Origin of the sequence: Nostoc sp. CMAA1605 (assembly GCF_021596505.1) — a bacterium.
GTDB lineage: Bacteria > Cyanobacteriota > Cyanobacteriia > Cyanobacteriales > Nostocaceae > Trichormus.
Genome location: NZ_PJIZ01000003.1, coordinates 56,747 through 81,805, shown reverse-complemented (window position 1 = coordinate 81,805; position 25,059 = coordinate 56,747). Strand labels below are relative to the sequence as shown.

At 41.9% G+C, this 25,059-nt stretch carries 20 protein-coding genes and 1 pseudogene; 13 read left to right on the top strand and 8 right to left on the bottom strand.

The window, feature by feature from the left end:
- Positions 1 to 120: 120 nt before the first annotated feature.
- Together CV014_RS02070 and CV014_RS02065 are read right to left on the bottom strand one after the other, a co-directional pair.
- A complete protein-coding gene (locus CV014_RS02070) occupies positions 121 to 543 on the bottom strand; it encodes a hypothetical protein (protein WP_236140504.1) in 423 nt (140 codons plus the stop codon).
- 365 nt (positions 544 to 908) lie between these two features.
- Positions 909 to 2,546, bottom strand: a complete 1,638-nt coding sequence (locus tag CV014_RS02065) for a CTP synthase (RefSeq protein WP_236140503.1) — start codon at positions 2,544 to 2,546, stop codon at positions 909 to 911.
- 208 nt (positions 2,547 to 2,754) lie between these two features.
- On the opposite strand from CV014_RS02065, the gene CV014_RS02060 reads away from it, so the two are divergent.
- On the top strand, positions 2,755 to 4,584 hold the full coding sequence (locus tag CV014_RS02060; RefSeq protein ID WP_236140552.1) for an N-acetylmuramoyl-L-alanine amidase: 1,830 nt from the start codon (positions 2,755 to 2,757) through the stop codon (positions 4,582 to 4,584).
- A 164-nt stretch (positions 4,585 to 4,748) separates the two neighbouring features.
- Positions 4,749 to 5,306, top strand: a pseudogene (locus CV014_RS02055) (N-acetylmuramoyl-L-alanine amidase family protein); the annotation flags it as partial.
- A 31-nt stretch (positions 5,307 to 5,337) separates the two neighbouring features.
- Here the strand turns inward: CV014_RS02055 and CV014_RS02050 are convergent.
- From CV014_RS02050 to tnpA, 4 genes are all read right to left on the bottom strand, one after another.
- Positions 5,338 to 6,138 (bottom strand): Rpn family recombination-promoting nuclease/putative transposase, encoded by an 801-nt coding sequence (locus CV014_RS02050; RefSeq protein ID WP_236140502.1) that lies wholly within the window; start codon positions 6,136 to 6,138, stop codon positions 5,338 to 5,340.
- Positions 6,139 to 6,155: 17 nt separating this feature from the next.
- A complete protein-coding gene (locus tag CV014_RS02045; RefSeq protein ID WP_236140501.1) occupies positions 6,156 to 6,659 on the bottom strand; it encodes a DUF2085 domain-containing protein in 504 nt (167 codons plus the stop codon).
- Positions 6,660 to 6,755: 96 nt separating this feature from the next.
- A complete protein-coding gene (gene argZ, locus CV014_RS02040; RefSeq protein WP_236140500.1) occupies positions 6,756 to 8,867 on the bottom strand; it encodes a bifunctional arginine dihydrolase/ornithine cyclodeaminase in 2,112 nt (703 codons plus the stop codon).
- A 439-nt stretch (positions 8,868 to 9,306) separates the two neighbouring features.
- Complete coding sequence (gene tnpA / locus CV014_RS02035) at positions 9,307 to 9,708, bottom strand: IS200/IS605 family transposase (protein WP_236140499.1); 402 nt, start codon at positions 9,706 to 9,708, stop codon at positions 9,307 to 9,309.
- Positions 9,709 to 9,754: 46 nt separating this feature from the next.
- Here tnpA and CV014_RS02030 point away from each other — a divergent pair, with 46 nt between their 5' ends.
- The 6 genes from CV014_RS02030 (at position 9,755) to CV014_RS02005 (ending at position 15,376) form a co-directional block, all read left to right on the top strand.
- Positions 9,755 to 10,903 carry an RNA-guided endonuclease InsQ/TnpB family protein gene (locus CV014_RS02030; RefSeq protein WP_236140498.1) on the top strand — a complete coding sequence of 383 codons (1,149 nt, stop codon included), beginning with the start codon at positions 9,755 to 9,757 and terminating at the stop codon, positions 10,901 to 10,903.
- A gap of 31 nt (positions 10,904 to 10,934) precedes the next feature.
- Positions 10,935 to 11,279 (top strand): GNAT family N-acetyltransferase, encoded by a 345-nt coding sequence (locus CV014_RS02025; protein ID WP_236140497.1) that lies wholly within the window; start codon positions 10,935 to 10,937, stop codon positions 11,277 to 11,279.
- A gap of 109 nt (positions 11,280 to 11,388) precedes the next feature.
- Positions 11,389 to 12,738: a glutamine synthetase family protein gene (locus tag CV014_RS02020; protein WP_236140496.1), complete on the top strand. Its 1,350-nt coding sequence runs from the start codon at positions 11,389 to 11,391 to the stop codon at positions 12,736 to 12,738.
- Between the two features lie 17 nt (positions 12,739 to 12,755).
- Entirely contained in the window at positions 12,756 to 13,574 is an 819-nt protein-coding gene (locus CV014_RS02015; protein WP_236140495.1) for a hypothetical protein, read from the top strand.
- A gap of 225 nt (positions 13,575 to 13,799) precedes the next feature.
- Positions 13,800 to 15,014 (top strand): RNA-guided endonuclease InsQ/TnpB family protein, encoded by a 1,215-nt coding sequence (locus CV014_RS02010; RefSeq protein ID WP_236140494.1) that lies wholly within the window; start codon positions 13,800 to 13,802, stop codon positions 15,012 to 15,014.
- Positions 15,015 to 15,022: 8 nt separating this feature from the next.
- Entirely contained in the window at positions 15,023 to 15,376 is a 354-nt protein-coding gene (locus CV014_RS02005; protein WP_236140493.1) for an amidohydrolase family protein, read from the top strand.
- Positions 15,377 to 15,769: 393 nt separating this feature from the next.
- Here the strand turns inward: CV014_RS02005 and CV014_RS02000 are convergent, their stop codons facing one another.
- Complete coding sequence (locus CV014_RS02000) at positions 15,770 to 16,609, bottom strand: hypothetical protein (RefSeq protein WP_236140492.1); 840 nt, start codon at positions 16,607 to 16,609, stop codon at positions 15,770 to 15,772.
- 391 nt (positions 16,610 to 17,000) lie between these two features.
- Positions 17,001 to 18,929, bottom strand: coding sequence for an asparagine synthase (glutamine-hydrolyzing) (gene asnB, locus CV014_RS01995; RefSeq protein WP_236140491.1), 1,929 nt, complete (start codon positions 18,927 to 18,929; stop codon positions 17,001 to 17,003).
- 330 nt (positions 18,930 to 19,259) lie between these two features.
- Between asnB and CV014_RS01990 the strand changes: the two genes are divergently transcribed.
- The 5 genes from CV014_RS01990 to folE all read left to right on the top strand — a co-directional run bounded on the left by CV014_RS01990 (position 19,260) and on the right by folE (position 24,964).
- Complete coding sequence (locus CV014_RS01990; protein ID WP_236140490.1) at positions 19,260 to 19,433, top strand: hypothetical protein; 174 nt, start codon at positions 19,260 to 19,262, stop codon at positions 19,431 to 19,433.
- 122 nt (positions 19,434 to 19,555) lie between these two features.
- Positions 19,556 to 21,043, top strand: a complete 1,488-nt coding sequence (locus tag CV014_RS01985; RefSeq protein ID WP_236140489.1) for a TM0106 family RecB-like putative nuclease — start codon at positions 19,556 to 19,558, stop codon at positions 21,041 to 21,043.
- A gap of 218 nt (positions 21,044 to 21,261) precedes the next feature.
- Positions 21,262 to 23,103: a threonine--tRNA ligase gene (gene thrS / locus CV014_RS01980; protein ID WP_236140488.1), complete on the top strand. Its 1,842-nt coding sequence runs from the start codon at positions 21,262 to 21,264 to the stop codon at positions 23,101 to 23,103.
- 62 nt (positions 23,104 to 23,165) lie between these two features.
- Positions 23,166 to 24,215 (top strand): CobW family GTP-binding protein, encoded by a 1,050-nt coding sequence (locus CV014_RS01975; protein ID WP_236140487.1) that lies wholly within the window; start codon positions 23,166 to 23,168, stop codon positions 24,213 to 24,215.
- A gap of 98 nt (positions 24,216 to 24,313) precedes the next feature.
- A complete protein-coding gene (gene folE / locus CV014_RS01970; RefSeq protein ID WP_236140486.1) occupies positions 24,314 to 24,964 on the top strand; it encodes a GTP cyclohydrolase I FolE in 651 nt (216 codons plus the stop codon).
- The last annotated feature ends 95 nt before the right edge of the window (positions 24,965 to 25,059 follow it).

Sequence of the window (25,059 nt, the reverse complement as noted above, 5' to 3'; positions counted from 1 at the left end):
AGTGCTGACTATTGAGTAATGAGTGCTGAGTGCTGAGTAATGAGTGCTGAGTGCTGAGTAATGAGTAATGAGTGCTGACTATTGACTATTGACTATTGACTATTGACTATTGACTATTGACTAAGAAAAAGAATACCCCGTAGTCTTCTGCACAAACTGTAATACTTTGTTGTATGACTCTGGATTATTTACAGGGTTAATGACGATGGGGATAGTGCCATCGGGTAGCCAAAAGGTTATCCTGCCATTTTGTTCTTGACAAAAAGAACTAATGCAATTGAGGTTAATCACATATTCATTTCTTTCATAAAGGATTTTCACCCAATAGGCATTTTCCACTTCTAATCCAGTAACTTTCTCTATATAGTCTAGAATTTTTTGATAATCTTCTAGATTACTTTGCGGGTTAATCACTACGGGAATGGCACTATCAGGCAACCAAAAGGTTACTCTGCCGTTTTTTTCATAACAAAAAGCATTAACACGGTCAAAATTAATCACATATTCTTTCCTCTCATAAAAAACTTTTACCCAGTACGCCACAACATCTCCTCAAGTCCCAAGTTCATGATTGATGTTTACCCTGTATTTTACGAAATCACTAGATTTCATACAGCAGATTACAAGTCAAGGCAGTACAGATTTTCAGAATAAAGCTTGATGCCGAGAAACTTTTAAATTTGTTCCCTATTCTGTTGAAGTTGGGAGCCAAGAAAATCTCCCCACTTCTCTCTGTTTCCTCTTCCCTGTTCCTTGGAAGTTGGGAGCCAAGAAAATCTCCACTCCCACTTCTCTGTTTTCCCTGTCATAAGTTTAGTGCTGTTGTTTGTTGATGCACAATTGCAAAAATCTATGTTTAATTCGGTAGATGCTTTTTCCTTGGATCAATGTAGGGGATTGTAAATTGTCTAAGATACCTCTACAGGTGTTTGAATACTAGTAGTGGGATGATTACGAGCGATCGCAGCCTGCACAAATCCTTGAAATAAAGGATGGGGGTTGCTAGGACGAGATTGGAATTCCGGGTGGAATTGACACGCAATAAAAAATGGGTGTTGCGGTAATTCTACAATCTCTACTAAGCGTCCGTCAGGAGAAGTTCCACTGATTACATAGCCAGAATCTAATAACAGCTGTCGATATGCGTTATTAAATTCGTAGCGATGGCGATGGCGTTCTCTGATGACTTCTGCTTGGTAAAGCTTGGAAGCCAAACTATTGGGAAGAATTTGACAACGGTAGACTCCCAAGCGCATCGTTCCGCCTAAGTCTACAACATCTTGCTGGTCTGGTAGCAGGTTAATAACTGGGTATTGGGTGGCGGGATCAAATTCTGCACTGTTAGCACCAGCTAAATCAGCGACATTTCTCGCCCATTCGATAACGGCACACTGCATTCCCAAGCATAAACCGAGGAAAGGAATTTGGCGATCGCGGGCATATTTAATGGCGGCAATTTTGCCATCTACCCCCCTGGTACCAAAACCACCAGGTACAAGCACACCATCTACACCAGCCAAATATTTTTCGGCTGGCTGATTTTCCAAGTCTTCGGAGTTTACCCAGCGTAAACGTAAATCTCCATGTGTGGCAAATGCTGCATGACGCAGTGCTTCTACTACAGATAAATACGCATCACTCAATCTGACATATTTACCGACAATGGCGATTTCCACGGGGTGTTTAGGACTGTATAGCCGTTCTACCATTGTTTGCCATTGTTCTAGATTGGGCTGGCGTTGTTCCATTTGCAACAACTCTAGGGCTTGTTGTGCCAGTCCTTCCCGTTCTAAAATCAGTGGTACTTCGTAGATACTGTTAGCATCTAGGGAAGTAACGACACACTGAACAGGGACATCACAGAACTCTGACATTTTTTGTTTTAGTCCCATTGGGATGGGGCGATCGCTCCGGCAGACTAAAATATCTGGTTGAATGCCAATTGATCTGAGTTCCTTGACTGAGTGCTGTGTCGGCTTTGTTTTCATTTCTCCTGCCGAAGCAATGTAAGGTACTAAGGTAACGTGCATATACAGCACATTTTGCCGTCCTACCTCTTTGCGTAATTGACGTATAGCTTCCAAAAATGGCAGAGATTCAATATCACCGACAGTACCGCCAATTTCTGTAATGACTACGGACGGATTTGTTTCTTTTGCTACTAACAAAATCCGTTCTTTGATTTCATTAGTAATGTGGGGAATTACCTGTACTGTACCGCCATTGTAGTCGCCCCGGCGTTCTCTGGTAATCACTGCTTGATAGATTGAGCCGGTGGTAACGCTGTTTAGCCGTGACATCAAAGTGTCGGTAAAGCGTTCATAATGTCCCAAATCTAGGTCAGTTTCTGCACCATCTTGGGTAACAAACACTTCCCCATGTTGAAAAGGACTCATCGTTCCTGGGTCAACATTAATATAAGGGTCGAGTTTCAAAATCGACACCGAATAATCTCGTGATTTGAGTAAACGGCCCAGACTTGCTGCTACAATGCCTTTGCCAATACTGGAAACTACCCCTCCAGTTACAAAGATAAACTTAGTCATAGTAGTTTGAATTGCCATCGACTGCTAAAAATAACTTCCAAAAGAACATCCCGTCTTACCAATTCAAAATTCACGCATACCCTACGGGATCTTGCTACAAAATTCAAAATTTAAAATTAAGAAATCCGGCATTTACCAGTAATTTTGAATTCTGTGGCAGAATTTTCGTGAATTGGTGTCACATCATGAAATTTTCTGTGATTTTGCTGTGAAAAAAATCCTCGTCTCAGTAATCTTAAGCTGCTTTCTCACCTCCTCTGTAGCATTGGCCCAACCAACACCATTAAAAGTTGTTTACCCTCCCACCAATCATCAGACAAGTGCGGAAAAAATCTTCTTTATTGGTACAGCACCACCTAATGGACAAGTTCTCATTAATGGTAAGCCAATAAGCCGCAGTCGAGATGGTCACTTTGCACCTAGCTTTCCCTTAAAGTTGGGAGAGAATATTTTTACCATCCGTCACCAAAATCAAGTGCTGGAGATGAAAGTGAACAGGATTAGCAACCAGCCGGAAATTCCACAGGGATTAGCTTTTGCTCAAGGTTCTCTGACTCCAGTTGCTGACATCGCCAGACTACCGGGAGAACTAATTTGTTTTAGCGCAGTTGCGCCACCTAACGCCAGTGTCTCTGTGAAATTGGCGAATCAGACTGTGAGACTTTTACCTCAACCACAACAAGCACAACTACCAAGTAATTTGGCTGTTTTGACGGGACAAAACCAACCTAATACCCAGTCTAATGCCGACAAGTATGAGGGCTGCACCACCGTCCAATCTGATAACTCTTTCTCCTTTTTGATCGGGAATAACATCATTTCTGGTGACTTTATTCCTGATTCAAGCCAAAATAGTGTTGATCTGGGTAAACCGGAATTTCAGTTAACTTTAAATGGTAAGACGATCGCTCAACCAGGAAATGGTAAAGTCACAATCCTCTCACCAACGCAGTTACCAGTCATAGAGGTGACACCAGAATCTGGTGTGGCTCGAACTGGCCCTAGTACAGATTATTCTCGGCTAACTCCATTACCCCAGGGAACAAGGGGAACTGTCACAGGAATAGAGGGTGAATGGTTGCGTTTAGACTATGGTGGCTGGATTAATAGCAAAGAAACCAGGACTTTACCAGGAGCAATTCCGCCACGCGCAATCATTCGCAGTGTGGGATATCGGAGACTTCCCGATACAACAGAGATGGTTTTCCCTCTACAAGCTCCTGTCCCTGTGAGTGTAGAGCAAGGTGAGCAAACTTTGAGCCTCACGCTCTACAACACCACTGCCCAAACTGATATTATTCGCCTGGATGATGACCCCTTAATTTCTCGCCTAGATTGGCAGCAGGTAGCCCCAGGACAGGTAAAATACACCTTTAACCTCAAAAAACGCCAACAATGGGGATACAAGCTGAGATATAACGGTACAACCCTGGTTTTGGCTTTACGTCATGCGCCTGTTATCAAGCAGAGTAGGCAAAAGCCACTATCTGGTATCAAGATTTTACTAGATCCTGGTCATGGTGGTAAAGAATCTGGTGCAGCTGGGCCGACTGGATATTTAGAAAAAGATGTGAATTTGATTGTATCTCGGCTGTTGCAAGAGGAATTAGTCAAACGCGGTGCCACGGTGGTGATGACGAGGGAAGATGATCGGGATGTGTCTTTACCGGAGCGTCAAGCAATTATCAATCGAGAATTACCTGCGATCGCCCTTTCTATCCATTACAATTCTCTACCAGATAATGGTGATGCGGAAAATACGCAGGGTGTTGGTACATTTTGGTATAATACTCAAGCTCACAGTTTAGCTGTGTTCATGCACAATTATCTCGTACAGAAACTCGGCAGACCTTCCTACGGAGTATTTTGGAATAACTTAGCACTCACGCGCCCAGCCACCGCACCCTCAGTATTATTAGAGTTAGGTTTTATGAGTAATCCCAATGAATTTGAGTGGGTGACAAATTCCCAAGAACAGAAAAAGTTAGCTAACACTTTAGCAGATGGGATAACTGAATGGTTTAGCAGCGTTAAATAGGATATTTGAGCAAGTTGATACAGGTGCAAAAGCTAAAAGGTTTGTTGAGTCTCACTTTCTTAATTTTGGATTTTGTAGGCGCAAGCCTTTTAAATTTTCTGATCACTCCTACTGTGACTTGGGCGCAAGATAAAACTCCCAATTTAGCTAATTCTTCTCTTGCAAAGCCCTTGTCTGGAATCAAAATTGTACTCAATGCTGGACATGGTGGTAAAGAATTGGGTGCAGTCGGGGCTACTGGTTTGTTAGCGAAAGACTTGAATTTGCAAGTCACCAAGCTATTGAGAGATGAGTTAGTGCGGCGGGGTGCAATTGTGGTGATGACGAGGGAAGATGATCGAGACTTATCCCTAGTGGAACGTCAGAAAATTATAGATCAAGAATCACCTGCGATCGCTCTTACTTTTCACTATCGCTCTCTCCCCGATGATGGTGATGCGGAAAACACCAGGGGTGTCAGTACCTATTGGTATCATCCCCAAGCCCATAGCTTGGCTACTTTACTACATAACCGCTTAGTTAATGATTTGGGTAGGCCTTCTTATGGTTTGTATTGGCAAAATTTAGCACTCACACGTCCCCATACTGCACCATCGGTATTATTGGAGTTAGGTTTTATGAGTAACCCTGATGATTTTGAGGAGGCGACAAATCCCCAAGAGCAAAATAAGTTAGTCAAAACTCTAGCAGAGGCGATTACTGAGTGGTTTAGAAGTAAGTAGTTGAGTTTTTCAAGTTCCAAACTCTTTTGTATTATTCTTCAGTCTCCGGAGGTTGTTTACTGGTTGCTTGCTGTACTTGTTCAACAGTTAAATCTAAAGCTTCAGCAACCTGCTCCACCGTTAATCCCAACGCCAACAATCGAGGTATTGCTGCTAATAACGCTTCCTGCTTTGCCTCTTCCCTAACATCTTGATAATATCTTGTCTGCTTTAACTCACTAAATCCAAACATAGCTTCTAACTCCTGGCGAGTCATTTGTGGAAACTTGTATATTAGTATCGTTTCTATCAATTCTAAAATCTTTGTTCTCAAAGTTGCATCATCAATTTGTTGTCCAGCTTTGTTAATTAACTGTTGGGCTGATGCGATCGCTGTTGTTTCTGACTCTACAATTAGTTGAACTATACTAATACCTACTGAATTGTCTGCTTTCCTATCTAACTCGTCTAAATATATACGCTGTACTTGTTCTGTGAGTAACAAACCACGATATTGAATTGGTACTCCTGAATCTAGACTCCGTTGAGGATACAGCACAACGCCCCGCCAATCATTAGGCACATCATACTGACGTAGATACAGAAATATTTCGCTAAAAAAACGCGAATAAAATCTAGGATCAGGTTGAAACTGAACTTCCACAAAATATATAGGTTGATCGGCTAAATCAAGAGATGGTAAAAATAGACCATCAATCCGAAAAGCGGTTTGCTTAATTTCGACGGATATGAATTTATAAGCATCACCTCTAATAGATGATGCCCCAATCAACTCAAAGAATATATGGGGAAAGTTCTGAAATAGTTGATAAAAAATAGAGTCGGTTTTCATGAGGACAATTTGTTAGTCTAATTACGCTGCCAACTATGTAAAAATGGCATCATGAACAAACCCCAAGCTAAACCTGTAATTAACCCAAAGGGTGTGACTAAATAATTATTAAAATCCCACAAGCCAAAAATTTGCGCTGCTAATTCCAGAGGATACGCCATCATTAATACACTAGCTAACGCCGCACCATTCCAACCGTATTGACTCAGCCAATAAAATCCGCTACCACCAGTTACAGCATATAGCAACCGTGTGATGAGTAATCCTGTGACAGTACCATAACAGCGCATACACACAGCCATGAGAAATGGGGGTGCTAAATCTAAGCCCATATCTGGTTGCGGACAGACATGATTACCCATGAAATAAATGATGTCCGCAATAGTGCCAAGTAACCAAACTCCAGACGCAGCCAAAAAAGGAGCAATGGGAGGGCCGAAAACCATTCCCACTAACATAAAGTCAGCGATGAAACTCACCCAGTTAATTTGCAGCTCTCTTGTTAAAGCGACTCTTACCATTTCCTTTCTATGCGTCTTGTGTAAGTTAATTAGAGGTAGGGTGCAGGGTGATGAGTTTCTCCCCTGCTCCCTGCTCCCCTGCCCTCTACTTCCTCATTAACCTACCTTAGAAACGTAGGGGCTTGTCAACTTATCTAATTGCTGGATTAACAGACTGAGGAATAATCCCACATCTGTGACTACGCCGACTGATTCTATTGAACCGCGATCGCTCAATTTAGTCACGACGGCTGGGTTAATATCCACACAGACCATTTTCACACCAGCCGGGGTCATATTCCCTACGCCAATGGAGTGCAGCATGGATGACAACATTAAAATCATCTCCGCACCTTCGAGGTTTTTGGCGTATTCTTCCTGGGCTGCAATCAAATTCATTTGGGTGTCGGGTAAGGGGCCATCATCCCGAATGGAACCAGCTAAAACAAAGGGTACTTGATTGCGGACACATTCATACATCACACCGCTACGAATTACCCCAGCTTCTACAGCTTTGGCAATGCTACCGTGACGACGAATGGTATTAATTACCTTGAGGTGATGGCGATGTCCACCACGCACAGCTACACCCCGCTTCATGTCTACACCCAAGGATGTACCCATCATATTTTGTTCGATGTCGTGGACGGCGATCGCATTTCCACCCAGTAAAGCCTGTACATAACCTTCCCGAATCAGTCGTGAGAGATGTTCGCCGCCACCTGTATGAATCACCACAGGCCCAGCCGTGACAACTACTTTACCGCCAGCATCCCGAATTTTACGTAATTCCCAAGCGACTTGTTCCACCACTAATTCCACACGGCGTTCACTGGAAACACCAGAGGACATAAAGCTAAATTCTTGAGAGTTGCGTTGTTCCCGTGATTCTGTCTTGCGGATGGTGCGGATACCTTGCACATCTACTACCACCTGTTCACCCACTTTCAGGTCACGTAAGATTTTACACCGTGCTAGTAAACCTGTGGGGGTTTGAGTGATGGCGATCGCACCGTCCATGCGTTGATTTTCTACCTTCACCCACTGCCCGTTGATTCTGACTTCCGTGGGATAAATTGTACTGACGTAGAAATCATCAGGGGCGACACCATCTTGAATTACAGGCTCAAGCTTGACATCTCTCTCATCTTGTGGTAGGTCTACCGCACCTAAATCAATTAGTAGGGAGATAATTTCTTCCATCACCCCATGAGAAGGTGCAGAAACTTTCACCTCTGCGGCGGAGGTACTTTGACGTTGTTCTCCCAAATTGAAATTGAGAACTTGGAAACTACCGCCAGTATCGACGATCATATCCAAGGCGCGGTTAATCAAACCAGAGTCGAGCAAATGCCCTTCTAAGCGAATAATCCGACTTTCAACTGAAACGTTGGCGTGAACTTCCGCCTGTACTGGTTCGGTGACACGTAAAGTTAGACATTTCGCCGCACCACCCGCTTTGAGGAATTCGGTAAGGGTTGTTTCTAAAACCTGAAAACCCACATCCGCAAGCCGAGATTTCAAGCCTTCACTGGCTTTATTCATAATCACGATGCTTTCTACATTCACCGCATTACAAGCAAAATTGACAGCGTCAGCTTCAGCTATGGCGATACGCTTGTCAGCAGCCACACGCATTTCAATGAGGCGGTTGGAATAGGAATCAAACGCGCCAGGATAATAGAGTAAATAACCGTTAGCTAAAGGACAAAAACAAGTATCTAAATGATAGAAACGCTCATCGATTAACCGCAGGGATAGAACTTCAATATCTAGCCATTTAGCCAAATAGGGATGAGAATCTAATTCTGAACGGAAACCATAACCAGCCCACAACCAACGCCCTTCTCTATCTAGCAGTGCATCGCCTGCACCTTCAAAGGGTAAGTCTTTAGGCAATTCATAAACTGTATAACCATGATCTTCAAACCATTGTTTAAAATATGGCTCTTCTCCCTGACGCTCTTTGTGTAAAAAGCGACTTAAAACCACATTTTCACCTAAGACTAAACCAGCGTTAGCCGTGAACACCATGTCTGGCCAGCCTTTTTCCGGTGTCACCAAATCCACAATTGCGTGTTTCTTGAGGATTTGGTGTAGTCCTTGCCACTGTTCTACGGCGCGATCGCGTGATGATTTGTGAATATTCCCTTCCATCCAGGGATTAATCACATAGTCTACATCATAGTGGTCAGGAGCGCACATCAAAAAACGAATCCGGGAATTCATAAAAATACCACCAATTGCTACAGGCTGATGATGACAAACATGAGCTTTTCGATGTCAAGTATCATATGTCACTACCTTCCTATCCTGAGATAGTTGTCAGACTGACACAGGTTTGACTGTGATTCTGTAACCACAAAAGCCAAAGTAATGCTAACAAATCTATTAAGGATAAGGACTTAGTAGTATACTCTGCAGCTGGAATCTCTGATAAATTTTGTTGGATTTTATTTAAGTCACAAATGACAAATGTAACAGTATATGTAGAAGATAACCCTGATCCCGAAGATATTCGGACAGTAATTAGTAAAATTCTGCAATATAACAAAACTGATTTACGAGTGTGATGCGTAAAGCCCCCAAGTATGAGGTACAAAACCAATAAGTTTTGCAACTCATACGTCCTTTAAGTGGAGGATATAAGCGAACAGGATGAATTTATTCATCCATGATGTGGGTCGTTAATGTACTCCAAAACTTTCTGAGTGCTGACTTTGCCCGTTGTGTCAAAAATATACGAATGCGTCCACAGACTAGGAAGCTTCATTAGTTCTGGAAATTCTTGTCTCAAATATCTTGATGACCTGCCTTTAAACGCTTTCACTACTTGAGATATTGAGTGATGCGGGTCATATTCTACCAACAAATGAATGTGGTCAGGAGCAATTTCTAGTGCTTTGATAATCCATTTTTTATCATTAGCAACTGACTGAAATATCTCAATACATCGTAGTTTTAATTTTTCATTGTTATTGAAGACTCTCCTGCGCCTGCATGGTATCCAAACTAAATGAACAGTAGCCAACCCGATTGCGTGGTTGTAGTGATTATATACAGATTTCATGTAGATGAGTATTGATTATCTACACCAATGATGATATCATAACCGCATGAAAACCTTGAAGTTCAAACTGTACCAGCACAAAAGAAATAGATTTCTCAAACGCATGATTAACGCGAGTGGGGTAATCTACAATCATTGTATTGCCCTGCACAAACGCTACTACCGGATGTGGGGCAAACACTTAAACTGTGCAAAACTTCAGGCTCATATTGCCAAGCTGCGGAAACGCAACCAATTTTGGCAGACCGTAGGTTCTCAAGCGGTACAAGATATTTGTCAACGCATTGAGAAAGCCTACCAATTATTTTTTAAGCACAAGAAGAAAGGAGTTAGACCACCAGGATTTAAGAAGGTCAAGAAATATAAATCATTCACCCTAAAGCAAGCAGGTTATAAGTTTTTGGGTGGCAACAGAGTCAAAATTGGGAACAAGATTTATCAATTTTGGAAGTCTAGAGAAATAGAGGGAACAGTCAAGACTCTAACTATAAAACGCACACCATTAGGTGAATTGTTTATGGTTGTTGTGGTCAACGCCTCGGCTCCGCTCGGCGTTGACGACGGTAGTAAGTCAGAAGTCGAGATTAAGACGGGTAAAATCGCTGGTTTTGACTTTGGATTGAAGACCTTTCTCACCTGCTCAGATGGTACAAAAATTGATTCTCCTCAGTTTTTCAAACAATCTCTAAACGCTATAACCAAAGCTAGTAGGCAACATTCAAAGAAGTTAAAAGGCTCGGCTAATCGGGAACGAGCGAGACTTAATCTAGTACGCAAGTATGAAGACATTTCTAATCGTCGTAGCGATTGGTTTTGGAAGTTAGCCCATGAGTTGACTGATAGGTTTGAGGTACTATGCTTTGAGACTCTCAACCTCAAGGGAATGCAACGACTTTGGGGAAGAAAAATATCAGACTTGGCGTTTGGTGAGTTTCTCCAAATTTTAGAATGGGTTGCCAAAAAGAAAAACAAACTGGTTGTTTTCATTGACCCGTGGTATCCCAGTAGCAAAACTTGTTCTAGCTGTGGACATATTTTAGAAACCCTAGATTTGTCAATTAGACGTTGGCGTTGTCCTTCATGTCAATCTGAAAATGACAGGGATGAAAACGCCAGCTTGAATATTCAAAGAGTCGGGAGTTCGACTCTAGGCATAGGAGATGTTAGACAGTCCCAGACTGCAATCTCTGTCTGATGCCTGAATCCCCCGTTTTAAAAACGGGGGAGTGGCTCAACAGGATGATGATATTGCTTATCCTCTAGGCGTTTTCATGCGGGATGCTCAAGGTGAAATTGTGGGTGGTTTAGTTGGGAAAACGCATTGGGGATGGTTGTTTGTCTCCCATCTTTGGGTAGCTGAGTCTTTGCGGGGTCAAGGCTATGGCAAGCAACTGTTACTGAAAGCTGAACAAGCCGCTAAACAAAGGAGTTGTAGTCACGCTTACCTAGATACATTTAGCTTTCAAGCCTTGGGTTTTTATCAGAGTTTGGGCTATCAAATATTTGGTGTCCTACCAGACTACCCGCCAGGACATGAGAGATATTTTTTGCAAAAACAGATTGAAAATTAAATTCTCTGAGGAATTAACTCAGTGTTTTACGATTCATTGTAATCAGAGCAGGGAGAAAGAGGGTTTTATTCTAGTTTATCTTTTTTAAAATAGTTGAGTTTAAAAAGCAATGGTTGAAAAAAATCATCCCAAAAAAATACGGAAATTTCTGCAAGAAACAGGTGTAAAGTTCGTGCGGTTTCTGTGGTGTGATAATGCCAATGTGATTCGAGGCAAAGCTGTACACATAGAAATGCTTTCTCACTATTTTGAGCATGGGGTGGGTATTTCCCTTGGGCAGCAGGGAGTGCCTGTAATGTATGATGCCGTCGTCCCAGAAACGGATTTAGGCCCAGTCGGTGAAATTCGCTTAGTGGCAGATTGGTCTACCTTAAAGCCTTTGCCTTATGCCCCTGGTCATGCTCGTGTTATGGGCAATATGATACTCAATGATGCGGCTTGGGCGTTATGTCCGCGTGATTTTTTAAAGCGGATGATTACCGCCGCTAAATCTCAAGGTTTGGAAGTACAAGCAGCCTTTGAAAATGAATTTTACTTGCTGCGACCCACACCTGAAGGGATGATTCCAGGCGATCGCACAGTTTTTGCCTCGACTCAGGCAATGGATCTCAACTGTGAGGTCATTAATGCGATCGCTGATGCACTGATTGCCCAAGGTATACCTGTAGAGCAATATTATCCTGAATCTGGCCCTGGTCAACAGGAAATCTCCATCCGCTACACCGATGCTTTACACGCGGCTGACTGGCAAATTACTTTTCGAGAAACTGTCAAAGCGATCGCCAAACGCCACAACCTCACCGCTTCTTTTTTACCCAAGATTTTCCCTGATGCGGCTGGTAGTGGTTGTCACATTCATTTTAGTCTGTGGCATCATGGTAAAAATCTCTTACCAGACCCAAAAGGTATCTGTGGTCTATCTCCCACAGCATTACAATTTATGGCTGGCATTCTACACCACTTGCCAGCACTGATGGCTTTAACTACTCCCAGCGTCAATTCCTATCGTCGCCTTCGTCCTCATAGTTGGAGTGGTGCTTTTCGCTGTTGGGGATTAGATAATCGAGAAGCAGCAGTGAGAGTGCCTAGTGACCCTGGTTTGGGTTGTCCCAGTCACTTAGAATTAAAAACTGTGGATGCTGCCGCTAATCCTTATTTAGCCTTGGGTGCAATGATTGCTGCGGGACTAGATGGTGTGCAGCGTGGTTTGACACCACCAAATCCTGTAAATCAAGATCCTGGATATTTATCAATAGAAGAACGTCAGGCTAATGGTATAGACCAATTACCAGAGAATTTAGGACAAGCGATCGCTCATCTCCAACAAGACGATATCCTATTAACAGCGTTAAATCCACAGTTAGCCAAAGCTTTTTTAGCCGTGCGTCAAGCAGAGTGGCAAGCTATGAAAGATTGGGAATTACAGACAGAAGTAGACAAATTATTAGAGAAATACTAAAAATATCACCATTGCCCATGGATTTAGCTACTATTCCCTTAATTGACCAACACGCCCACAACATATTACAACCAGAGGTAGCTGCTCAGTATCCTTATGCAGCAGCTTTCACTGAAAGTTATTATCCAGAAATTATTCACCACCATGCTCACCATACGTTGTTTTATCGGCGTAGTTTGCGGGATATTGCGGCGTTGTTGAACTGTGAAGCAGAAGAAACGGCAATTTTAGCCAGGCGGGAAAGTTTAGGGTTAGAAGCACTCACACAGATTTATTTTCAGGCTGCTAATTTAGAGGCGATTTATTTGGATGATGGTTTACAGCCAGAAACTATCCTACCTCTGTCATGGCATGAAAGATTTATTTCTGTGCGACGAATTTTGAGATTAGAACAGTTAGCAGAACAACTAATTCCCCAATCACCGGATTTTGCCACTTTTCTAGACAGATTTAACAGTGAAATTGATCCGCCACCGTCTGGGGTAGTGGCTTTTAAAAGCATTGCTTGTTACCGGAGTGGTTTGCATATCCAACCTATGACACCAGAAGTAGCGGCGACTCATTTTGAACAACTCAAACAATTATCGACTCAACCTCTGCGACTCACAGATAAACCCCTGATTGATTTTTTGTTGCAACAGGCTTTATTAGTAGCAGCAAAATATCGTCTTCCTGTACAGTTACACACTGGCTATGGTGATCCCGATTTAGATTTACGGTTGGCTAATCCCTTATATCTGCGTCATTTATTAGAGTCGCCACAATATCGCCATGCACCAATAGTTTTACGAGTCGTGATGCGTAAAGCCCCCAAGTATGAGGTACAAAACCAATAAGTTTTGTACCTCATACGTCTTTTAAGTGGGGGATATAAGTTTCGACTACGCTCAACTGCCGCGAATGTGCCGAACGCCACTTGCTACAACGGGGGAAACCCCCCTCCGGGTTCACCAGTCCCCTACGGCGGGAGACCCGCCTACAGGGCTGGATTCACCGCAACGCAGTGGCTCATTTATTCGGCTTTAAAAACAGTTTACTCGTTTTTAAGATACAATGGGTATATGCTAAACCTAACCTATACCTATCGCTTAAAACTAAATCAGCAGCAATCCCAAACCTACGAAGCATGGCTAGAAACATCTCGTAAAGTTTGGAATTTTGCGTTAGCAGAAAGGAAGGATTGGTATAACTCAAGGTCATGCAGAATTGATGCTTGCAGTATCAAGAGCGAATACATCATTCCTGCCGATGCTCCACGCCCAACATTCGCGTCTCAATGCAAAGCTTTAACCCAGGCTCGGAAAACTAATCCTAACCTCAACGCAGCACATTCTCAGATGTTACAACAAGTGTTGAGGCGATTAGAAAAAGCGTTTATTGGAATGTGGGAGTCTGGGAGAGGTTTCCCCCGATTCAAGAAACAAGGAAGAATGCGTTCTTTGCTATTCCCTCAATTGGGCGTTAATCCAACTCAAGGTAGCAGAGTCAAACTTCCTGGTATCGGATGGGTGAAAATGCAATTATCCCGACCTATCCCAGATGGGTTTGTTGCGAAACAAGCCCAAGTGGTGAAGAAAGCTTCAGGATGGTATGTAATGCTGACACTGCAAGCGGATGTTGATGTTAAGAGTTTTGCGCCACACGGTCAACCAGTTGGTATCGACTTGGGACTAAAAAGTTTTTTAGCCACCTCTGCTGGTGAGCAAATCGCTAGACCAAGATTTTTTGTTGATCTCCAACGCCAGCTGCGATTGCTGCAACAAAGAGTTAGTCACAAGAAATTGGGGTCAAATAACTGGCGAAAGGCTCAACAGAAGGTGTCTCGACTACATGAACACATTCACAACACTCGTAAAGATTTTCATTTCAAGTTGGCACATTATCTGTGTGACCAAGGTGGAATGGTATTTGCTGAAGATTTGAATTTTAAAGCCCATGCTCAAGGGATGTTTTCAAAACACACCTTAGATGCTGGTTTTAGTGAATTTCTTTCTATCTTGGAATGGGTTTGCTGGAAGCGAGGGGTTTATTTTGCAAAGGTTAATCCCGATGGCACTAGCCAAACCTGTCCCAACTGCAACCACCACACAGGCAAAAAAGATTTATCTGAGCGAGTGCATCGTTGTAATGAATGTGGATTTGAAACAGACCGCGACATTGCTGCTGCTATGGTGGTAATGCAACGTGGTCTTGCAGCCGTAGGGCATACGGTCAAGATGCTTGGCGAGGGGTTAAGCAGTAGCTCCCTTTTGACCCAAGAATCCCCCGTTTTATAAACGGGGGAGTGTCAATACACGCTTCCTATCCTTATATGCAGGAGGCTGGTTATTTGGCTTCAGTATATCCGCAAGTCTATGTGGATTTTGGCTTGGCAATCCCTTTTTTAAGTGTATCTGGAATGCGGGAAGCTATCAGACAATTATTAGAATTAACTCCTACTACCAAACTCATGTATGCTTCTGATGCTCACTCAATTCCAGAATTGTATTATTTGGGTGCAAAATGGGGTCGCCAACTGTTAAAAGAAGTGCTAGAGCAAGCAGTCATCGATTCTGATATTACCGTTGCTGAAGCTGAGGCGATCGCTATGGGAATTTTACGTGAAAATGCTTTATCTCTTTATCAATCAGTGCATTAAAAAATACGGTTCTTTGGTTACTTTTATGGAGAATTAATCGAAAAGTGCCAGTTTAATAAACTAGACATTTGCTTAACCCATTATTTTGATGTAGCAAATAATATATTAGCTGTAATAATAAACACATTTAAACACGATGACAAGAGATTGGATGTTTAGTTACGTGGTTTTTACCGTTATCTTGGCAAACTACTAGCTTGAGGGAAGCAATAACCGCATCTGATACCAATTCACAATGGACTTCGTCCCGCTTCGCTAACGCAATGGACTTCGTCCCGCTTCGCTAACGCAATGGACTAACGTCCCGCTACGCTAACGCAATTGATAAGTCCTGACTTGACAAGGGTTCCTATGTTTGGATCTGTATCAGAATTTTCGTGAATTGGTATGAGTTTAGCAATGATCAGCAGGTAGAAGTAGGAATTCTTCCGGCTTTTTCTTCAGACTTCTCAGATGCCGAATCAGGACGGCAAAAGGATTGATACCTTGTAATATCAACAAGGTCATCCAGCAAAGTAATTTGACTTGACTGAAGGCAGTAGGTCGGGTTAAGCACTCATGTATGGCAATCCGGGCTTCATCAAGAAAACTGTCATACTCTTCTTCAATTGGAGAAGCATGGAACACTCGTGAGTTAATCCCATGAATTCCACTCACCCAGTCTTTCCCCATCTGGATTCTCTCTAGTTGAGCAACCTCAAGATGGTATAAGTCATGGTAGTGAATACAAACTCCTCGTACTCTTATATGCTCATGGCCAATCTTGATGGTAATTAAGCTTATACAACCAAGGAATTTTTTGAGTTTGACAATTGTGGAATTTTTTGTGCAGAGTGCTAAATAGCTCCTTACTAAGCCGAGCCAAGCTAAGTAGTAGGGAGATGAAGGAAACTTAGGTTTCTTTGAAACAACAGCCTGAGCTTTTTGAGAAACATTTCTCATCTGCGAGGTGGGTTTAGGGTTGCTGGAAGTGGTTTGGCTAGAAATCTCTGCTAAAAAGACAAACAAGTAATGAGGAAATTTTCTACAATACCCCTTTGATTGTGAACCTCGCTTGTTGTCTTGCTGTAATTCCAAACACTTCTTTAATCGGCGATTGAAGTCACAGTGATAGTGGTACAAGCTATCAGCAGATAGCTGTTCGCGACGTTTATAAATTGCCCATGCGCGCAGTAATAATGGCTTCATGCAACCCGCACAAACTGTAGCATTAGTATCAGATGTCTTTCCCATCCACAATGCCATAGCCAGAGCCTCTTTTTGCCGTTTCGAGAGTGGATGCAGATCGGATTGCTTCTCCATCGCCTTACAGAAATTAAGTAAGAAAGCTGACGAATTTTTCGAGTTGAAGATCAATTACTTGCAATGCAAGTTGCTATCTTTTAATTGACGTTTGACTTATACTATTTCTCCATGACGAGGCACTTAATCACACCCCTGCTGTCGTCGTCCCCCATGAATCAGGGGGCTATAGGGGGTAGAAATTTAGTGTCACTTTATAGAGGAATTGATATTAGGTAAATAGACAGATTTATAACATATAAGTTCCGCCTTTTGAGTCCACATTTATTCCTGTTATCAGCAATCTAAATTGCATGATAACAGCAAATTACTTACTAACAACTTACGAGACTCTAAATCTTTCGTGAAGAATGCAAGCACTCAGCATTTTCATCAAAATTACATCAATAGAAGTACGTTGGCTTTCACTCATTGTTGGTAATTGGTCAAGCAAATGAATTACTGCTGCATGATTATAGAAAGGTACAGAAGACATCAAAGAACTCCGCAGAGTATCTTGGACAAGTTGCTGTAGGGCTTCATTTGGCTTGAAAGTTGAAGGTGGAGCTAGAAATGGATGCTTTTGGCGGTGATACATCGTATTAGTTATAAACGGCTTTGCTGCTTCTCTTAGTACGTATTTTTCAGTCAATCCACGAATTTTAAGTGCAACGGGTATATTGCAAACTAATTCCACAACTTTGTGATCCAAAAAAGGAAGTCGCCCTTCAATGGAATGTGCCATTTCAACACCATCGCCTAACATCCGTAAAAGGTAATTAGGTAAGATAGTTTTAGACCATAAATAAAGAGATTGGTGTACAGGTTCTCTTCCTTTGAGTTGTTCAAGTACATCTACCTGATTAAAAAAGAGACGATAAACATCCCTGTGTGAAAATTGTGCAATCAAGTCCGGTGAATACAAAGGAACTGACCTGAGATATCCCTCAGCCGAAGCTTGCATCCAAGCAGGGGCAAAGCCTAACAAACGCTGAACACTATTTAAAGCTTGACTTGAGCTATTTTCAGCTAATAACAGTCCCATTGAAACTTTATTCTTTAACTTCAGTTCTTCTAACAGAAGTTGTACTGTCTCCTCATCTTGTCCTTGTTGATTATGGAGCAACATATCTTGGCGGAAATGAACATAGCCTCCAAAGATTTCATCCGCACCTTCACCTGTAAGTACAACTTTATAACCAGCATCTCGTGCAGCTCGACTTAATAGATATTTGGCAGTTGTGTTGGCATTAATACATAGCCTTTCACAATGCCAAATGGAATCTGCAAAATGTTCAGCTAAGTCCGATTGGCGCACAGGAATAGTCTGTAAATTAGCACCAGTATGGGCTGCCATTTCACGAGCCAGTGGTTCTTCGTTATAAGCTTCATGGTCAAAAGCAAGAGTAAATGCCTGAATGGGAGAAGAACTTAGATGTGCTGCCATCCCTAAAACCGTGGATGAATCAAGACCACCACTGAGATAACAGCCAACTGGTACATCAGCCCTCAAACGCAATTGGATAGCTTCATCTAATGTATGGCGAAGTTGTTCAATGTAATCCTCTGCTTTGTACTGGGGTAAGGAATTATTAATTAGTGGATAATCAAAATCCCAATAACGATGCACTTGCATTCCAGAGCGAGATGCCAATAGAAAATAGCCTGGTGGCACTTGATAAACATTGGCAAACATAGTCCGGTCTGGAGCTAAAATGCCGGACTCAGCTTGCCAAAAAGATTCATGATCCCAAGCGGCTGGGACACCCGCAGCAAATAAAGCTTTGACTTCAGAGGCTAGATAAAGAATATTCTCATAAATACTGTAATACAGAGGTTTGATGCCAAAACGATCGCGTGCTGCAAACAGTAAATCATGACGCTCATCCCAAATGACAAAAGCAAACTCACCCCTGAGATGATGCAGACATTGTGTGCCAAACTCGTTGTATAGATGCAGGGCTATCTCAGTATCAGAGTTAGTTTTTAGTTGATATCCCCATTGTTTCAAATCACGCTGGATACGCTCGAAGTCATAAAACTCGCCATTGGCAATGATATGTAGAGTTTCATCTTGGTTAGCAATTGGCTGATCTCCGTTTTGAAGGTCAATAATACTCAGTCGTGTATGTCCTAATGCAACACGTCTAGAAGGAGAAATCCAAAATTTTTGTCCATCTGGGCCTCGATGCTTCAAGCAATCAATACCTAGTCTCAAAGATGATTCGGAAATTGGTTCCTGTTTGGAAAATAAGGCTACTATGCCACACATAAAATACCACCCTTCTTTGAGAAGAATTTAAATTCAAATATGCTATTTAATAATCTTTTATCTATTTTGAGAATAAATTTTAGTTATGAAAAAATTCTAAAAATAGCCAAAAGTATTCAAGAAAAATCACGGCGATCACCCTTATTTCTCTCAGGATATATCAAATAAGCTTGTAATCATACTGATACAAAATTGTCCTTGTGTGATGTTAAGGTGAGGGCTAATAAAAAAGCGGTAATGCACCGTTCTGCTTCTGGTTATCAAAGTTAGGCATGATTCTAAAACCTCAGAAGCCTTATCAGTTGGCTGGTATCGGTCGGTATCGCTTGGATGACTGGGTGTGGTGGGCGGTGGTGCATCTGGTATCACCCAATTGTCATTAATCCACGCTCTCGCCTGATTCAAAAACTCATCCTGTGGCTGATCGCTACTGGCGATCGCTTTATCAAAACTATCTATAGTCTGCCAGGAAGTAACGCCCAGTTGTCAATGAGATTGACTTGAGTGGAGACAGTAAAGATTTACCTTGTCTACCTTGTCCTCAATCCCCAATACCCGTTCCCCGTTCTCTATCCCCTACACTAAAGTAGGGGCTTTTAATTTCTTATGAAAGGTGACTAGAGTGAATGCTAATTAATGCTGAACACCTCCTGCAATACCAACGCTGTAAACGTCGTCCGGTTTTAGATATTCACGGCGACAGAAGCCTTCGGGATCAGCCTAGTGAGTTGTTGCTGAAACTACAACAGGACAAAAACGCCCATCGGCTGAATGTTTTGGCTCGGTTTCCCTATCAAAAACCCAGTTACCCTAGAGGAAAATGGCAAGCCGGACAAGCTGCCACTATAGAATTAATGCAGCTTGGGGTTGATTACATCTATCAAGGAGTGCTGTTAGCTAATTACAGTCAGTTAGTAGACACAGAGTCAGAATCCTTGCATCCTACTCTCCTCAGTATTCCTGATTTACTTGTGAAGCAACCAGGAGCATCGCGTTTTGGTGAGTGGATGTATACAGCAGTCAATATTGAATTGGGTAAGCGTCCCAAACAGGAATACCAGGTTGTCACCGCTTTTCATAATCAGGTGTTAGCTACAGTCCAAGGGGTAACACCGTCAACGGCTTGGTTAATGCTACGCAGCAAGGAAACAAAATACTTCATAGATTTATCTCGATGGACACCGCAAATGCAAGAGATTTTGCAGGAGTTCATCCAGGCTTTAGAGTCCCAAACTCAGCCAGAAATCTTTATTGCTCGTCAAAAGTGTAATCTTTGTCAGTGGCACAGTCAATGTCATGCGATCGCCCAATCTCAGCAGCACCTCTCCCTCCTACCAGGAGTGACACCCATCCGTTACACCCAACTCCAAAGCCTTAATCTCACTACTCTAGATTCTCTAGCTAACACTAGTCCCAGCCTTTTGGAAAATCTTACGGGTTTTGATGCCAAAGTTGCCACAAAATTAGTCATTCAAGCCCAATCAGTCTTAGAAAAACGACCCCTAACTTTACCATTTTCCTTTCCCCATCCCCACGTTGATCTTAATGCTCCGGTAGAACTGTACTTTGATATTGAAGCCCAACCAGATATCAATTTAGATTATCTTTTAGGGGTGTTGGTGGTAAATAAACAAACCAACACTCAGGAATTCTATTCTTTGTTAGCGGAAACACCAGCCCAAGAAGAATTAATTTGGCAACAATTTCTCGATTTAGTCTGGCGATATCCCGATGCACCGATTTATCATTTTTGCGTCTACGAATTAGATACAGTTAAACGCCTGGCCAAGTTATACCGTACACCCAATAAATTAGTCCAGCCGGTTTTAAATCGATTTGTCGATATTTATGAATACCTCACAGAGACTGTAACATTACCCATTGAAAGTTACGCCCTAAAAGCGATCGCCCGTTGGTTAGGATTTGAATGGCGTAATCCTGAAGCTAGTGGGGCTAAATGTATTTACTGGTATGACCTATGGCTAGAGACAGGCGATCGCACTTTACTAGAAATCATCAGCCGCTACAACGAAGACGACTGTCACGCCACCCACCTCGTCAAAGATTGGCTATTTAACTTCTTAGAAGAACAGTATCATTTAAAACCAGCATAATTTCTCCCCAAATTTCCCATATCTAAAAATCTTTTAACCAAAATGCCTTTTTTGCGCTACTATGATAACGATTCTCATTCTTTGTTAGTCCACCCATCCCCAACACCCTTACCAAAACCCCTTTGTAGTGAGGACTTTAGTCCTCTTTGCATTTTGAAGGCGCAACACTACCGCCAATTCCCAAAGTATTTTGAACTTTGAACTTTGAATTGAAATCTATGGTCAGTTCCCCCACCCAGTCCCAGGAAAAATCACAGCCACATGATAGTGATAAACTTACACGCATCCGTCATACCTGCGCCCACATCATGGCGATGGCGGTACAGCAACTATATCCAGGGACTAAGGTAGCAATTGGCCCAGTTACAGAAACCGGATTTTACTACGACTTTGATTGTCCAGTCAGCCTCACCCCCGATGACCTAGAAAAAATCGCCACAGCAATGCGGCGGATAATTAAAGCTAACCTCCCTATCATCCGCGAAGAGGTAGAAAGGGAGGAAATTCGCACCGAAATCGCCGAATTAAACGAACCTTACAAATTAGCAATCCTAGAACGCATTCCCCCAGGGGAAACCATCACCCGCTACTTTATTGGTAGTCCCGAAAAAGGTCAGCCAGAATCATCATTATTTGTTAGCGACATTCAACCAGCTAATAACTACTGGTGGGACTTATGTGCAGGGCCTCACATTAACTTTACTGGAGAAATTGCCCCTGATGCTTTCCAACTACTTAACATTGCTGGTGCTTATTGGCTAGGCGATGAAACCAAACCCCAACTGCAACGCATATATGGTACAGCTTGGGAAACCGCCGCAGAACTAGAAGCTTATCTGAAACAAAGAGAAGAAGCTTTACGCCGTGACCATAGAAAAATCGGTCAAGAACTCAACCTATTTAGCATTCAAGAAGCTGCTGGCGGTGGGTTAGTATTTTGGCATCCCAAAGGCGCAAGTATTCGCTATATTATTGAAGATTATTGGCGTAAATCTCATCTAGAAGCTGGTTATCAATTACTCTACACACCCCATGTAGCTAATCTCGATTTATGGAAAACATCGGGTCATTTCGACTTCTATAAAGAGAATATGTTTGACTCAATGGAAGTGGAAAATCAGGCTTACCAAATTAAGCCCATGAATTGTCCCTTTCATGTTTTAACTTATAAAAATCAATTGCATTCTTACCGAGAATTACCCTTAAAATGGGCGGAATTAGGTACAGTTTATCGTTATGAACGGTCTGGGGCATTACATGGGTTAATGCGTGTCCGTGGCTTCACCCAAGATGATGCCCATATTTTCTGTTTACCGCATCAAATTGCTGATGAAATTTTAGGTGTTTTAAATCTGACTGAGCAAATTTTATCAGACTTTGGTTTTAAAAATTATGAGGTCAATCTTTCCACCCGTCCTGATAAATCAGTCGGCAATGATCAAGTGTGGGAATTAGCAACAGCAGCTTTAAAAACAGCCTTAGATAATAAAGGCTGGGATTATGTTGTGGATGCTGGTGGCGGTGCATTTTATGGGCCGAAAATTGACATTAAAATTCAAGATGCCATTGGTCGTTTGTGGCAATGTTCCACAATTCAAGTAGATTTTAATCTCCCAGAACGCTTTGATATGGAATATATTGCAGCCGATGGTAGTCGTCAAAGACCTATTATGATTCATCGCGCCATTTTTGGTTCATTAGAAAGGTTTTTTGGCATCTTAATTGAAAACTATGCGGGTGATTTTCCTTTATGGTTAGCACCAATTCAAGTAAGATTATTACCTGTAAGTGATGATGTGCGAGAATATGCCCAATCAGTAGTCAATGAGTTCAAAAAATCTGGTTTGAGAGTAGAAGTAGATAATAGTGGCGAACGTTTAGGTAAACAAATTCGGACAGCAGAATTAGAAAAAATTCCCGTTGTGGCAGTTGTGGGAAAAAAAGAGGTAGAAAATCACAATTTGAGTGTGAGAACTAGACAAGCTGGAGATTTAGGCGCGATGAGTTTAAATGAACTGGCGGATTTTTTACAAGAGGCTATAATTTCTAAAACTTCCTGATTTATTCAAAAATTTGGGAAGATAAATCGAAATTGAGTAATTTACAAAAATCCAATTGCACTATGAATGCCATCACTGCACCGACTCAAAACATCATTCCTGATATCCCTAAACGGGGAATGCCTGTTACGATTATTACGGGGTTTTTAGGGAGTGGTAAAACTACCCTCCTCAATCAAATTCTGAAAAATAAACAAGATTTAAAAGTCGCTGTTTTAGTCAATGAGTTTGGCGATATTAACATTGATAGCCAACTGCTAGTCTCTCTTGATCAAGATATGGTAGAACTCAGCAATGGCTGTATCTGCTGTACTATTAATGATGGTCTGGTTGATGCTGTTTATCGTGTGTTAGAGCGAGAAGACCGCATTGATTACATGGTAATTGAAACTACTGGCGTTGCTGACCCATTACCGATTATTTTAACTTTTCTGGGGACAGAGTTAAGAGATTTAACTAGTCTAGATTCGATTTTGACTGTAGTTGATGCTGAGACATTTAATCGAGAACATTTTGAAAGTGAAGCAGCTTTAAAACAAATTACCTATGGAGATATTATTCTCCTCAATAAGACAGATTTAATCACCCCAGAAAAGCTGCAAGAAGTTGAAAGCTATATTCATGATGTGAAACATGGTGCGAGAATTTTACGCACTCAATATGGCGAGGTGGCTTTACCTTTAATTTTAGGTGTGGGTTTAACTCCGACTGCTGAATATACTAGCCATAATTTAGAGAATGATGAACATGAACATCATCACCACCATGAGCATGATCATCATGAACACCATCATCACCATCACCATGAACACCACTCTCACCATTTAGAGAATGATGGATTTGTATCTATCTCTTGTCAATATGATAGACCTTTTGATGTGCATAAATTTGAAAACTTCCTAGCAGAAGAGATGCCGCAAAATGTCTTTCGTGCCAAAGGAATTTTGTGGTTTAGTGATAGTGAATTACGCCATATATTTCAACTAAGCGGACAACGTTACAATCTGCACGCAGATGAATGGCGTAATGCACCTAAGAATCAATTAGTTTTTATTGGGAGAAAATTAGATTCTCATCAAATTCACTCCCAACTTAACAAATGTTTGATATGATGAAGATGTGTTAAGTGATAAGCCATTTTAGTTAATAGTGAGTCACAGATTTTTCACTATTAACTAATTCATAATCTTTTACCAATTCAACAAAGAAAATGACTTTATCGATTCATCCCGATATAAATTCTGCTGCTGAGGTAGTATCATCTATCGCTACCAAAAATGTTCCCACTGTTACCGAAGCAGAGATGGTGCAGGCTGTACGTACTTTGTTAATTGGTTTAGGAGAAAATCCCGATAGGGAAGGTTTATTAGATACTCCTAAGCGAGTTGTGAAAGCTTTGCAATTTCTCACGAAAGGATATCATGAATCTTTAGATGAACTCCTGAATGGAGCTGTATTTACAGAAGATGCCAATGAAATGGTATTAATTCGGGATATCGATATTTTCAGTTCTTGTGAACACCATATTTTACCAATTATTGGACGCGCTCATGTGGCGTATATTCCTAATGGTAAAGTAATTGGGTTATCAAAAATTGCGCGTATTTGTGAAATGTATGCGCGACGTTTGCAAGTACAAGAACGTCTCACCTTACAAATTGCTGATGCACTCCAAGGTTTACTCAAACCTCAAGGAGTAGCTGTAGTCATCGAAGCCACTCATATGTGCATGGTGATGCGTGGCGTACAAAAACCAGGTTCTTGGACTGTCACCAGTGCGATGCGGGGTGTATTTGCAGATGATGCACGGACTCGCGAGGAATTTATGAATTTAGTGCGACACAACGCCAATTTTCATTAAGGGGCTTCCAGATAAAAAAATATCCAAACTGTAGGGTGCGTCAGTATGAATAATCTCTTGGTATAGTTAGGTTTTCTTGCACTGACGCACCCTAC